This window comes from Dactylosporangium maewongense, assembly GCF_039531485.1.
In the GTDB taxonomy this organism is placed as follows: domain Bacteria; phylum Actinomycetota; class Actinomycetes; order Mycobacteriales; family Micromonosporaceae; genus Dactylosporangium; species Dactylosporangium maewongense.
In genome coordinates this window covers 65,320-78,044 of sequence record NZ_BAAAQD010000020.1, presented here as the reverse complement: position 1 = coordinate 78,044, position 12,725 = coordinate 65,320, and the positions used below count along the sequence as shown (strand labels likewise).

At 73.5% G+C, this 12,725-nt stretch carries 13 protein-coding genes; 9 read left to right on the top strand and 4 right to left on the bottom strand.

Going from position 1 to position 12,725, the window contains the following annotated elements; translation table 11 throughout:
• Nucleotides 1-28: 28 nt before the first annotated feature.
• A complete protein-coding gene (locus ABD332_RS40080; RefSeq protein WP_344508728.1) occupies nucleotides 29-1,231 on the top strand; it encodes a sensor histidine kinase in 1,203 nt (400 codons plus the stop codon).
• Between the two features lie 22 nt (nucleotides 1,232-1,253).
• On the opposite strand, the gene ABD332_RS40075 is transcribed toward ABD332_RS40080, so the two are convergent.
• Entirely contained in the window at nucleotides 1,254-2,105 is an 852-nt protein-coding gene (locus ABD332_RS40075) for a helix-turn-helix transcriptional regulator (protein WP_344508726.1), read from the bottom strand.
• An 85-nt stretch (nucleotides 2,106-2,190) separates the two neighbouring features.
• Here ABD332_RS40075 and ABD332_RS40070 point away from each other — a divergent pair, with 85 nt between their 5' ends.
• The 3 genes from ABD332_RS40070 to ABD332_RS40060 all read left to right on the top strand — a co-directional run bounded on the left by ABD332_RS40070 (nucleotide 2,191) and on the right by ABD332_RS40060 (nucleotide 4,672).
• Nucleotides 2,191-3,150, top strand: a complete 960-nt coding sequence (locus tag ABD332_RS40070) for an SDR family oxidoreductase (protein ID WP_344508724.1) — start codon at nucleotides 2,191-2,193, stop codon at nucleotides 3,148-3,150.
• A gap of 21 nt (nucleotides 3,151-3,171) precedes the next feature.
• Complete coding sequence (locus tag ABD332_RS40065; RefSeq protein WP_344508722.1) at nucleotides 3,172-4,119, top strand: acyltransferase domain-containing protein; 948 nt, start codon at nucleotides 3,172-3,174, stop codon at nucleotides 4,117-4,119.
• A gap of 103 nt (nucleotides 4,120-4,222) precedes the next feature.
• On the top strand, nucleotides 4,223-4,672 hold the full coding sequence (locus ABD332_RS40060) for an SCP2 sterol-binding domain-containing protein (RefSeq protein ID WP_344508720.1): 450 nt from the start codon (nucleotides 4,223-4,225) through the stop codon (nucleotides 4,670-4,672).
• Between the two features lie 70 nt (nucleotides 4,673-4,742).
• Here ABD332_RS40060 and ABD332_RS40055 read toward each other — a convergent pair whose 3' ends face one another.
• From ABD332_RS40055 to ABD332_RS40045, 3 genes are all read right to left on the bottom strand, one after another.
• Nucleotides 4,743-5,741, bottom strand: a complete 999-nt coding sequence (locus tag ABD332_RS40055) for a carboxymuconolactone decarboxylase family protein (RefSeq protein ID WP_344508718.1) — start codon at nucleotides 5,739-5,741, stop codon at nucleotides 4,743-4,745.
• Between the two features lie 153 nt (nucleotides 5,742-5,894).
• Nucleotides 5,895-7,532: an FAD-dependent oxidoreductase gene (locus tag ABD332_RS40050; RefSeq protein ID WP_344508716.1), complete on the bottom strand. Its 1,638-nt coding sequence runs from the start codon at nucleotides 7,530-7,532 to the stop codon at nucleotides 5,895-5,897.
• The gene (locus ABD332_RS40045) at nucleotides 7,529-8,059 is read right to left on the bottom strand and encodes a DUF5987 family protein (RefSeq protein WP_344508947.1); all 531 of its coding nucleotides are present in this window, start codon (nucleotides 8,057-8,059) and stop codon (nucleotides 7,529-7,531) included. Before ABD332_RS40045 ends, ABD332_RS40050 begins: the two co-directional genes overlap by 4 nt.
• A 341-nt stretch (nucleotides 8,060-8,400) precedes the next feature.
• On the opposite strand from ABD332_RS40045, the gene ABD332_RS40040 reads away from it, so the two are divergent.
• The 5 genes from ABD332_RS40040 (at nucleotide 8,401) to ABD332_RS40020 (ending at nucleotide 12,721) form a co-directional block, all read left to right on the top strand.
• The gene (locus ABD332_RS40040; protein ID WP_344508714.1) at nucleotides 8,401-9,489 is read left to right on the top strand and encodes a carboxymuconolactone decarboxylase family protein; all 1,089 of its coding nucleotides are present in this window, start codon (nucleotides 8,401-8,403) and stop codon (nucleotides 9,487-9,489) included.
• Nucleotides 9,447-10,013: a hypothetical protein gene (locus tag ABD332_RS40035; protein ID WP_344508712.1), complete on the top strand. Its 567-nt coding sequence runs from the start codon at nucleotides 9,447-9,449 to the stop codon at nucleotides 10,011-10,013. Before ABD332_RS40040 ends, ABD332_RS40035 begins: the two co-directional genes overlap by 43 nt.
• Nucleotides 10,014-10,015: 2 nt before the next feature.
• Nucleotides 10,016-10,591 carry a copper resistance protein CopC gene (locus ABD332_RS40030; RefSeq protein WP_344508710.1) on the top strand — a complete coding sequence of 192 codons (576 nt, stop codon included), beginning with the start codon at nucleotides 10,016-10,018 and terminating at the stop codon, nucleotides 10,589-10,591.
• A 54-nt stretch (nucleotides 10,592-10,645) separates the two neighbouring features.
• Nucleotides 10,646-11,638 (top strand): DUF1702 family protein, encoded by a 993-nt coding sequence (locus tag ABD332_RS40025; protein ID WP_344508708.1) that lies wholly within the window; start codon nucleotides 10,646-10,648, stop codon nucleotides 11,636-11,638.
• A 111-nt stretch (nucleotides 11,639-11,749) separates the two neighbouring features.
• Nucleotides 11,750-12,721, top strand: coding sequence for a DUF1702 family protein (locus ABD332_RS40020; RefSeq protein ID WP_344508706.1), 972 nt, complete (start codon nucleotides 11,750-11,752; stop codon nucleotides 12,719-12,721).
• The last annotated feature ends 4 nt before the right edge of the window (nucleotides 12,722-12,725 follow it).

Sequence of the window (12,725 nt, the reverse complement as noted above, 5' to 3'; positions counted from 1 at the left end):
CGCGGGTCCGTGCCGCTAATCTGCGTCGATGCGGAAGTCGATGTCCGGGTCGACGCCGGCCGATCGGTTCGGCGGGCTGTCGACGCCCGTGGTCGACGCCCTGTTCGCGTCCGGGCTGACCGTGGCGACCTGCCTGGCCGGCCTGGCGTACCAGCCGGCGGACTGGCGCCGGTTCGACGGGCTCGCCGTCCTGATGGGCTGCCTGACCTGCCTGCCGCTCGCGGCGCGCCGGCGGTGGCCGATGTCCGCGCTGCTGGCGACCTGCGCGGGGTACACCGGCTATCTCCAGCTGGGCTACCCGCCCTCGCTCCTGTGGTGGGGGCCGGTCCTCGGCCTGTACACGGTCGTGGTGCTGCGGCCCGGCCGGTGGGCCGTCGCCGGCTCGGTGGTCACCGCCGCCGTCGTGGGCTTCAGCGGCGTCAAGGCGCCCGCCCTGCCGCCGCTGGTCGTCGTCATCCAGCCGCTGCTGGTGCTGGCCGGCGTCTGGGTGCTCGGCGGCGGGGCCCGGGCCCTCGCCGACCGCAACCGGCAGCTCGCCGTGCTGACCGCCCGGCTGCGCCGGGAGCAGCGGGACCGGGCCCGGCACGCGGTCGCCGAGGAGCGCGTTCGGATCGCCCGGGAGCTGCACGACGTCGTCGCGCACCACATGTCCGTGATCTCGGTGCAGGTCGGCCTGGCCCGCTACGTGTTCGCCTCCGACCCGCCCACGGCGCGGACCGCGCTGGACACCATCGCCGGCGCCGGACGGGAGGCACAGCAGGAGATGCGGCGCCTGCTCATGGTGCTGCGCGTAGGCGTGGACGAGGAGGACGCCGGCCGGTTCGGCACCCTCGTGCCGGGCCTGGCGAGGATCGGTGACCTGGTCGACCGGGTCCGCGCCACCGGGCTGCCGGTCGAGGTCGAGGTGCACACCGTGGACCCGGTGCCGCCGCTGCCCGCGCACCTGGATCTCTGCGTGTACCGGGTGATCCAGGAGTCCTTGACCAACGTGCTCAAGCACGCGGGCCCCGCCACGGCGACGGTGACCGTCGAGCACCGCCCCGGCGCCGTGACGGCCCGCATCGTGGACGACGGCCGGGGCGTCGTGGAGCAGTCGTGGCCGGAGCCCGGTTACGGCCTGCTCGGCATGCGCGAACGCGTCCGGCTCTACGGCGGCACGCTGTCGACCGGCCCCCGCCCGGAGGGCGGGTACATGGTCCAGCTGACCCTGCCGGTCCCGGTCCGGTCATGACCTGGGCCGGACGCGCCCCGCGTCACGCGTCGGTGGCGACGACCTGGTGGGCGCCGATGACGGCGAGCAGCTGGAGCTTCTCGTGGCTCTCGCTGCCGGGGACCGCGGTGTAGACCAGCAGGGAGTGCGACTGGTCGGGGTCGAGCAGCGCCTGGCACGTCAGCTCGAGGAGGCCGACCTCGGGGTGGATGAAGCGCTTGACGTGGCTGTAGTTGACGCCGATCTCGTGCTCGTCCCAGACGGCCCGGAACTCCTCGCTCCGCTCCAGCAGGAGCCGCTGGAGGTGGGCGGCGTAGGAGTCGGGCCCGCGCAGCGTGACCCTCGCGCGGAGCCCGGAGGCGAAGACGCGGGAGTGCAGCGCGTGGTCGTCGGGGTGGTACAGGGCGCGGCACGCGGGGTCGGTGAACCAGCGGTAGCCGATGCTGCGGGCCGGGCCGGTGTAGCGGGTCAGGTCGCCGGTGAGCGCGACGCCGAGCGGGGTCTGCCGCAGCGTCTCGCCGAGCTCGGTGACGACCTCGGCCGGGGTGTCGGCGAGCCGGTCGAGGATGCGCAGCAGGCCGGGGCTGATGTGGGCGCTGGTGGTGCCCCGTACCGGCGGCCGGTGACCGGCGAGCCGGAAGAGATGGTCGCGCTCGTCGAGCGACAGGTGCAGGCCCTGCGCGATCGAGGCGATCATCTGCTCGGACGGGTGCGGCCCGCGCTCCCGCTCCAGGCGGCTGTAGTAGTCGGCGGAGATGTGGCAGAGCGTCGCGACCTCTTCGCGGCGCAGGCCGGCGGTCCGGCGGCGCTGCCCGCGCGGCAGGCCGACGTCCTCTGGCTGCAGTGACTCGCGGCGCCGCCGCAGGAACCCGGCGAGCCCGGCACGGTCGATCATCTCTCGGTTCTACCACCGTCGCCGGAGCGGAGCCTGGGATTGAGAGGCCGTGGATACGGCCGCGGAGCACGCGCACAGTGGGGACATGACCCGCAAACCGGACATCACCGTTCCCAGTCTCAACGGACAGCTCGCCGTCGTCACGGGCGCGAGCGACGGCGTCGGGCTCGGCCTGGCCACCCGGCTCGCCGCCGCCGGCGCCGAGGTCGTCATGCCCGTGCGCAACCGCCGCAAGGGCGAGGCCGCGGTGGCGACGATCAGGCAGCAGCACCCGGACGCCATCCTGTCGCTGCGCGAGCTCGACCTGTCGTCGCTCGCCTCGGTCGCCGCGCTCGGCGCCGCCCTGCGCGAGGAGGGCCGCCCGATCCACTTCCTCGTCAACAACGCGGGCGTGATGACGCCGCCGCAGCGGCAGACCACCGCCGACGGCTTCGAGCTGCAGTTCGGCACCAACCACCTCGGTCACGTCGCGCTCGTCGGCCACCTGCTGCCGCTGCTGCGCGCCGGCCACGCCCGCGTGACCTCGCAGATCAGCATCGCCGCGAACCAGAACGCCATCAACTGGGACGACCTGAACTGGGAACGCTCCTACGACGGGATGCGGGCCTACAGCCAGTCGAAGATCGCGTTCGGCCTGTTCGGCCTCGAGCTGGACCGGCGCAGCCGGGCCGGCGGCTGGGGCATCACCAGCAACCTCGCCCACCCGGGCGTCGCCGCCACCAGCCTGCTGCAGGCGCGGCCCGAGGTCGGCCGGGCCCGCGCCACCGCGGGCGGCCGCCTCATCCGCGCGCTCGGCCGCCACGGGATTCTCTTCGGCACCGTCGAGTCCGCGCTGCTGCCCGCCCTGTACGCGGCGACCTCCCCGGACGCCGGCGGCGGCCGCCTCTACGGCCCGAGCGGGTTCCAGCACCTGTCCGGCGCTCCCGCCGAGCAGCCGGTCTACCCCCGCCTCCGCGGCGAGGCCGACGCCGCCCGCGCCTGGGAGATCTCGGAGCGCCTCGCCCGCGTCACGTTCCCGGCGGCGGTGTCCCCGTCCGGCAGGTAGATGCCAGGTAGGGTCGTCCGCGTGGATCTGGACGACATCGCCGCCCGGCTCGGGGTGGGTGCTGAGGAGATCGCGCGGGTGCACGGCCTGGCCGGGGACCCCGCGCCGGCGGCGTTGCCCGCCAAGGGTGCCGCGCCCGCGATGCTGGAGCGGCTCGGGGTGGGGGCGGACGACGCCGCCGAGATCATGGCGGGGTGGCCCGACCCGGATTCTCCACTGTGGACGGACGAGCTGCGGTGGCTGCTCGACCGCTCGGCCGCACTCGTGCGCGCGGACCTCGGCGGGTATGGCTGGCTGGTGCCCGGGCCGGAGCTGCCGCGCGACCGGGGCCCGGCGTGGCGGCATCTCTACGTGTACGTCTACCTGGCGCTGGTGGACGCCGTCATGGGGTACCACCGCGAGCACGGCGTCGCCGAGGAGGTGTCGTGGGCGACGCTCGCGGACCTCGGGCGCAACCTGGCGGTCGACCGGCGGATGCGGGGCGAGGGCTGGCCGGTCATGCAGGCCTGGCTGAGCCTGCACTGGCGGGGCGGCGTCTACGAGCTGGGGCGGTTGCAGCACCAGCGCGGCGTGGGCGCGATCGACCTGCACGTGCCCGACTCCGGCCCGCTGACGCCGGCGGCGATCGACGCGTCCCTCGCCGAGGCGCGCGCGTTCTTCCCGGTGCACTTCCCCGACGAGGCCTACACGGAGTTCGCCTGCGGGTCGTGGCTGCTGGACCCGCAGCTGCTGGAGTATCTGCCGGAGGACTCCAACATCGTGCGGTTCCAGCGCCGGTTCGAGCTGGAGCCGTACGAGGAGGCGGAAGGGATCGACCCCGACGTCGAGGTGCGGCGGTTCGTGTTCCGGACCCTGACCACGCCGCTCGACCAGCTGCCGCAGACCACCGCGCTGCAGCGCGCCGTCGTCGAGCACTTCAAGGCCGGCGGCCACTTCCAGTGGCGCAAGGGGCGCTTCCCGCTGCGGTAAAGCCCGCACGGATGGAGACGTGGTGGCGGGCGTCGATGTCTAGGGTGCTGGGCAGAGCCGCCTTGCATCGGCTTGATGCGGCGGGTGGTGGAAGGGGATAGCCATGACCGTGCCCGACGTCAACCCGGCAACGCTCCCGCAGGCGGAGTTCGCCCAGGTGGTGAAGCGCAGCTCCGCCGGGGACCTGCGCAGGCTCATGACCGGCGAGCAGCGCCGGGCGGTGCTCGACGAGGTGTTCGTGCGGATGCCCGGCGTGTTCCGCGCCGACCGGGCCGGCTCGGCCAACGCGGTGCTGCACTGGAAGGTCGGGGACCGGCCGGACGGCGGCGCCGACACCTACGAGCTCGTCATCGCCGACCGCACCTGCACGCTGTCGCCCGGGCCGGACCGCACGCCGACGCTGGAGCTCAGCATCGGCGCCGTCGACTTCCTGAAGATGGTGACGGGCAACGCGAGCCCGATCGCGCTGTTCATGCTCGGCAAGATGAAGGCCAAGGGCGACATCGCGTTCACCGCCCGGGTGCCCAACCTGTTCGACGTGCCCAAGGCCTGAGCCGCGGCACGGGTCACAGCACGACCGGCACCGGCGGCGCATGATGCACAGCGCCGCCGGTCTTTTCGTGTCAGACGGCCGGTGCGCCGTCGGGCAGGCGGGCGCCGATGCAGCGGGCCGCGGTGAGCGCCGCCCAGGAGACCGCCGCCACCAGCGACGCGTCGCGCGGGTCGCGGTCGCGGAACGCGCCGACGGCGCGGTCGCCGACCTGGTAGGCCGACTGTGCGGTCAGCAGGACGAGCCGGCCCACGGCCACCTCGTCGTCGGGCACGCCCGCGAGCGCCGCGTCCGCCCAGGACGCCGACACGCCCGGCGGGCTGCCGTCCCACTCGGACAGCCGCGTCAGCAGCAGGTACCGGATGCGCTCCGGCACCACGGGGACGGCCGCCTCCTCGACGGCCGCGCCGGCCCGGGCGAACGCGTCGGCGATGCGGGTCTGCCCGGCCCACGCCAGGTCCGGCGGCACGGGGGCGGGCGGCAGCAGGTCCAGCGACGTGCCGGGGGAGGCCTCGCGGCGGGCGAAGGCGCCCATCATCCGCCCGGCCACCCACAGCGTGCCGCGGCGGGTGAAGGCGGGCAGCGGCGGCAGCGGCGAGGGCCGCAGGAAGACGCTGACCATCCGGTTGATGTAGTGGAAGACGACCGCGACGCCGCCGAGCTCCGGCAGCTGCGCGGCGGGGAACGGCGCCGCGGCGCCGAGGACCGGGTCGCGGGCCCAGCGGGCGATCGCGCGCAGCCGCGGGTCGGCGACGTCGTCGAGCCGGCCGGCGGCGATCGCCTGGGCGTCGGGCCCGCCACCGAGGCCGGTGAGGGCGGCGCCGTGGATCTCGACGCAATAGGGGCACGCGTTGGCCGCCGAGACCGCCGCGGCGACCGCCTCCTTCGTCGCGCGGGGCACGGTGCCGGTCACGAGCAGCGTCTCGCGCAGCATCGTCCAGGCGGCGGCGAGCACCGGGGGCGCCGGCGAGTGCAGCGCGACCGGCGGGGCCAGCATGCCGAAGTCGCGTTCGACCTGGCGGTACACCTGACCGACGAGACCGGTCGCGGACGACGGCTCGACGGGTGTCACGCGACCGATGTGGGGCAGCGCGATGCGACCGGCCACACGGGTGAACAGGGACACGGGAAGCCTCACAGGGGTGAAGGGAGCCGCTCGTTCGGGTCCTTGGTGTGCAGGAGCCCGCCGGAAGGTGGTCCGGCGGGCTCCAGTGGCCGGAGGGGGCTAGGACCGGTTCAGCACGGGCCGCCGGGCGAAGGACTGGCCGGTGGGCGATGGCGCGCCGTAGGTGACGGCGACGCCGCGGGCCTGCAGCGCCTTGACGATGCCGGGCACCGCGCGCTCGGCGAGGGCCGAGATGGTCAGCGCCGGGTTGACGGTGAGGGCGCCGGGGACCGCGGAGCCGTCGGTGACGAAGATGCCGGGGTGGCCGCGCAGCTCGTGAGAGTCGTCGAGGGCGGACGTCGCCGGGTCGTCGCCGATGCGGCACGACGCGAGCGGGTGGACGGTGTAGGCGCCGATGAGGTCGTTGGTCCACGGCGTCACCGTCGCCAGCCCGTCGCGCTCCAGGATGTCCTTGACGTCGGCGTCGGACAGGTCCCAGCCGCGCCAGGTGTTCTTCGTCGGCTTGTAGGACAGCGGGCCGTGGCCGAGCATCTGCTGCGACATCCGGTGGGCGTTGCCGGTCTCCGGCGGCGGGCCGAACACGCCCTCGTTGTCGTCCTCGGACATCGTGAAGATGGTCAGCCACGACTTCCAGGTCCGCAGCATCTCCTTCTTCTCCACGCCGAACCAGCTGGCCGCGGACGGGTCCTTGACCTGCGCCAGGATCGTGCCGAGGCCGGGCGGGAAGTACAGCTGCTCCAGCGAGTAGCGCTCGTACTCCGGCAGCGAGCCGTCGAGCTTGTCCCAGCTGGCGACGGTGGGGCCGCGGCCGATCTGGTACGCCTCGTAGGGCACCCCGTCGCCGCGGTCCAGGCCGAGCACGTCACGGACCCGGTCCTCGTTGAAGATCGCGGTGTTGAGCCGTTCGCCGTTGCCGGAGAAGTACCGCCCGACCGCGTGCGGCATGGTGCCCAGGTCGGCCTCGGAGCGCTGCAGGATGACCGGGGTGGCGCCGGAGCCGGCGGCGACGATGACGATCTTCGCGTCGATCGCGCCCTCGTCGTGCAGGATCCGGTAGTCCTCGTCGTCGACGACGCGGTAGTGCACCCGGTAGGAGCCGTCGTCGTGCCGGGTCAGCCGCTGCACCTCGTGCAGCGGGCGGATCTGCGCGCCGTGGGCGAGCGCGCCCGGCAGGTAGTTGAGCAGCAGGGAGCGCTTCGCGTCGAAGCGGCAGCCGGCCATCATCCAGTTGCAGTTGGTGCACTTGCTGACGTCGACGGCGGACGGCGACGGGTTGGCGGTGCGCCCGGCGTGCGCGCACGCGGCGGCGAACAGGCCGCCGGCGTAGGGGATCTGCTCCCAGCGCTGCGGGGTGATCGGCAGGGCCTCGCTGACCACGTCGTACCACGGGTCGAGGGTGTCGCGGGTGATCGCGGCGGGCCACATCCGGCGGCCGATGCTGCCGTGGCGCTCGAAGACGAACCGCGGCGCGCGGGGCATCGTGGCGAAGTAGACGACGCTGCCGCCGCCGACGCAGTTGCCGCCGAGGATGCTCATCCCGTCGCCGACGACGAAGTCGAACGCCCGCGTGTAGGACGACCCGAGCTTGAAGTCGTGGTCGAACTCGTCGGCCTCCAGCCACGGGCCGCGCTCCAGGACGACCACCTTCGCGCCGCCGGCGGCGAGGTGGTAGGCGGTGATCGCGCCGCCGAAGCCGCTGCCGATCACCAGGACGTCGGTCGATTCCACGTACGTCATGCCGGGCTCCCGGTCGGGGTCGTGTTCGGGTGGATGGGGGCCAGCTGGCGGCCGTAGGAGAACCGCGGGAACCGCCACAGCCCGTCGGCTTCCGGGGTCGCGTAGCCGATCGCGAGCAGGCCGGGGTGGCCCGCCGCGAGCGCGTCGGTGGTGTTCATGTGCGCGGCGCTGTCGTAGGCCATGTTGCTGAACAGCGCCAGCCCGACCCAGATCTGCTTCTCCGGGTGGCCGGGGTCGGTGAGCCGCCGCACGAGCGCGGTGCGGTGCCCGAAGTCCAGCGCCACGAACGGCGGGACGTCGTCGTCGAGGGTCAGGTCGTGTTCGGCGGCGTACTCGGTGGCGTGCATGTCGAGCAGGAAGGCGAACGTGCCGAGCTGCTCGGCGAGCCCGCCGGCGGACCACGTCAGCAGCTCCAGCGCGCCGGCGGCGACCGCACCGCCGCCGGGCGCCGCACCCGCGCACACCCGGTCGTCCGGAAAGCGCCGCTCCCCGGGGATGATGGTGTCCGCGTACGCCTCGATGGTCATCGCCTGGAGCGGCTCGATGTCCACATCGGACACACTTGCGGCAGTGGTGTCGGATTGCACGGCAACTCCTGACATAAGGCGAGAAGAGTTAGCGGCATCCTGCCCGTCCAAGCCATCGAAATGCATCTCCGGCTGTGCTGCGGAATTGACGGTTCTTCAATCATGCGCTGTTTGTGTCAGCTCGATGTTCGGCTATGTCCAGCGGCATTGTCGCGTCGCTAGTGTGGCCCAGCAGCGGGGTGGCTGCGGGCAGTGCAGCCCGACGACGACGGGAGGCGGCTGTGGTCATCAGTCGGGTGGCTTCCTCGGTGATCCAGCGACAGGTCAGGTATGTGACGCCGGTGTCGTTACCGGCGGCCTCCGGCGTGGTGGCGCAGGTCTACGCGCAGGTCGCCGACGAGATGCGGCTCGTGGTCCCGCCGGCGCAGCTGCACTCGCCGTCGCCGGACCTGCTCGCCGCCTACTGGATGCTCACCCGCGAGCCGCTCGCCGGGCCCACCGTCGGCCGCGACGCGAAGGAGGCGGTCGCCGCCGCCGTCGCGGTCGCCAACATCTGCCCCTACTGCGTGGAGATGCACAGCGTCGGCATGTACGACCTGACCGGCGAGCACGACGCGGAGGCGGTCGCCGGTGACCGGGTCGAGGCGATGCTCGACCCCGAGCTGCGCGCGGTGACCGCGTGGGCCCGCACCGGGCACCAGCTCGACGACGCCGCGCCGGAGCCGGTGGGGCTGAGCGCCGCCGAACGGGCCGAGCTGCTCGGCGTCGTCGTGGCCTTCCACTACGTGAGCCGCATGGTGAACGTGTTCCTCTCCAACTTCCTGCTGCCGCCGGGGCTCGGGCCCCGCTCGCGGCGGCGGATGAAGCAGGGCATCAGCCGGCTGCTGCGCCCGACGCTGCGCACGCCGCGCGAGGGCGGCCGGTCCGTCGGGCTGCTCGGCCCCGCGCCGATGCCGGTCGACGCGGCCTGGGCCGGCGCCAACCGGGACATCGCCGGCGCGATCGCCCGCTCCTACCAGGCGTTCGAGTTCGCCGGCGCCCGGTCCCTGCCCCTCTCGGTGCGCCGGCTGGTCCTGGACCGCCTGGACGCGTGGCGCGGCGAGGACACCGGCCTGAGCACAGCGTGGTGCGAGGACCTGATCGCCGACCTGCCGGCGCACGAGCGGCCCGCCGGCCGGCTGGCGCTGCTGACGGCGCTGTCGTCCTACCAGGTCGACGAGGGCACGGTCGCCGAGTTCCGCCGGGTCGAGCCCGCCGACGCCGCGCTCGTGGACGCCGTCGCGTGGTCCGCCTTCGCCGCGTCGCGGCTGATCGGCAACCGGATGGCGGCGGCCCGCGCCGTGGCGGCGCCGTTTGTGAGCACCACCGGCAATGTAGAGGAGTCGAAGTGGCGAGAGTCGAGCTGGCGCAGGGACGGCCGGGCGGCCTGAACGGCCGTTTCCACCGCGTCGGGTTGAACCTGTTCATGGTGGTGGTCCTGGCGCACTGGGCCGAGCACCTGGCGCAGGCGTACCAGATCTGGGTGCTGCACTGGCCGCTGAAGGAGTCGCGCGGCGTGCTGGGGCTGGCCTACCCGTGGCTGGTGAAGAGCGAGTGGCTGCACTACGGCTACGCGCTGGTGATGCTGGTGGCGCTGTTCGCGCTGCGGGGGGCGTTCACCGGCCGGGCCCGGACCTGGTGGACGATCGCCCTCGCGATCCAGTTCTGGCACCACATCGAGCACCTGCTGCTGTTCCTGCAGGCGCAGACCGGGCACTTCCTGTTCGGCGCGGCGGTGCCCACGAGCGTGCTGCAGACGGTGTTCCCGCGGGTGGAGCTGCACCTGTTCTACAACACCATCGTCTTCCTGCCGATGGTGGTCGCGGTCATCCTGCACATGCGCCCGAACCGCGCGGAGGCGCAGGCGGCACCGTGCAACTGCGCCAGGCCGCTGGTCGCGGCCGGCGCCGTATGACCATGACGACGTCGAGTGGGGCCCGCGCCCGCGGGCTCCGCTCGGCCCTGCGCTCCCCGGTCGCCTGGGTGATCGGGGCGGTCGCCGCCGCGGTCCTGGCCTTCGCGCTGCTGGCGGAGCCGGCGCCGGCCCGGCTGTCCACGATGGACCCCGCCGACGGCGCGACCGTGACCACCGCACCGGCCGCGGTGACCGCGACGTTCACCGGTGAGCTCGCGACGTACGACTACCACCTGGCCGTCGCCACCGAAGGCGGGTTGCCGGTGACCACCGGCCCCGTCCGGCTGGACGGCAACACCCTCACCGTGCCCGTCGAGCTGACCGGCGGCACGTATCTCGTCGCGTACCACGTGCGGCTGGCCGGCGGCGCGGAGCTGTCGGCGGTGACCCGCTTCGGCGTGGGCGTGGCCGCCGCACCCGTCGGCGGCGACGACCCGGCCGCCGCCGCGGCCGCCGGGCACCAGCACATCAGCGACGACCCGATGAACATGGCGCTGCTCGCCGTCGACGCGGTGCTGCTGCTCGCGCTCGCGTTCGCGGTGCTGCTGCGCCTGGGACGCCGGTTGCGACGTCCCTGAGGCCCGAGGCGCCCGCCTCCGGCCGGACCGATCCAGGTTTGAGGAGGCACGACCATGCCGAGCACACTCGGTTCCCTGCGGCGCCTGGTGCTGACGCCGTCGTTCAAGGAGGTCTCCTTCGCGCAGCGGGGGTTCCCGGTCGAGCCGACCGACGCGACCCGCCGGCTCGAGGCGATCCCGCAGGCGGTCCTCGTCGGCTTCGAGTGGGGCATCGACACCAAGACGCAGACGGAGCTGGTCCAGCGGCTGGAGCTGGTGGAGCCGGAGATGCGCGGCTTCGCCTACGAGGGCGCGACGATGGCGGTCACGGTGCTCGACGCGATGGCCGGCGGTCGCGGCCACCGGGCCCGTGACCTGCTGTCCGGGCCGGCGGTGCCGCACACGTTCCTGACCTACATCGGCATCGGCTTCGCCATGGCCCGGCTGCCGCGGCCGCTGTGGAAGAAGATCCTGCCGGACCTCACCGGCACCCCGTACTACCCGACGATGAGCTGGCTCGCCGTCGACGGCTACGGCTTCGACCGCGCCTACTTCCAGACCGAGCGGTGGGTGGACCGGCAGGAGCGACTGGCGGCCTACCCGTGGCAGGGCCGTGCCGACTACTTCCAGCGCGCCTGCGACCAGGGCATCGGCCGGGCGCTGTGGTTCATCCACGGCGGGCAGGTGCCCGGCGTGGCGGCCGCGGTGGGCCGCTTCGCCGCCGACCGGCAGGCCGACCTGTGGAGCGGCGTCGGGCTGGCGGCGACGTTCGCCGGCGGCAGCGACGCGGCCGGGCTCGCCGCGCTGCGCCGCGAGTCGGGGGAGCACTGGACCCACGTCGCGCAGGGCTCGGTCTTCGCGGCCAAGGCCCGCGTCTTCTCCGGCTTCGAGCCCGAGCACACCGCGGTGGCGGTGGCGGCGCTGACCGACCTGACCGTCGCCCGGGCCGCGGAGCTCGCCGACGACGTGGCGGTGGGCGGCACCACCGTCGAGGGGGAGCTGGACTACGAGGCGTGGCGCCGCAAGATCCGCGAGGCCATCGCCGTGCCGGCCGCGTCCGTGCGGTAGGAACCGGCACTCGCCGCGTTCAGGGAATGCAACGGTCGCAATGGCGGAGATGACGTCACCTATATAGGTCGACGACAATTTGTTGAAACGGTCTATCTGGGGGAACCCGAAATGACGATGTTTCAATCTCTCCGCCGGCGCGTCCTGACGCCAAACGTCTCGGAAACCAAAATGGATGTCCGGGGCTTTCACGTGAAGAACGCCGAGGCGCGCGACCGGCTGGAGAACGTCGGCCGTCAGTTCCTCGCCGGGTACGCGATCGCCGCCGAGGTCGGGCAGCCGGCCGAGGCGGACGCGCGGCTCGCCGACATCCCGCACGCCTACCGCGGCTTCGCCTACGAGGGCGCGGCCATGGCCTTCGGCGTCCGCGACGGGCTCCCCGTCGGCGGCCGCCGGCACGTCGAGGACTTCCTCGCCGGCCCCGCCGACGACCACATCTACATGGTGTACGTCGGCGTGGGCTGGGCGATGGCCCGGATCCCGAAGTTCCGCTGGAACACGCTGCACGCGCCGGACCCGCTGCTGCGCTGGCTGGTGCTGGACGGCTACGGCTTCCACCAGGCCTACTTCAAGACCCAGCGCTACGTGCACGAGTGCTACCAGGACGAGTCCTTCCCGTGGCCGGCCGATGGGCCGTCCTGGTACGCCGCCCGCGCCACCGACCAGGGGGTCGGACGGGCCACCTGGTTCGTGTGCGGCACCGACCCGCGGCGCGTCGTCGCCGCGTTCGACAAGTTCGACGAGCGCCGCCGCGCCGACCTGTACGCCGGCGCCGGCCTGGCCGCCACGTACGCCGGCGGCGCCGACGAGGCCGAGCTGACCTGGTTCCGCGACGCCGCCGGCCAGTACGCCGCGGACGTGGCGCAGGGCTCGGCGTTCGCGGCCGGCGCCCGGGTCCGGGCCGGGCTCGTCGTGGCGCACAACGAGGTCGCGACCCGGGTCTTCTGCGAGCAGTCCACCGCCGCCGCGGCCAAGGTGACCGACGAGGCGCTCATCGGGCTGCCCTTCGACGACGAGATCCCCGCCTACGAGATCTGGCGGCAGCGCATCAAGCACGCGCTCGTGCCGGCCACGGAAAGGTGACCTG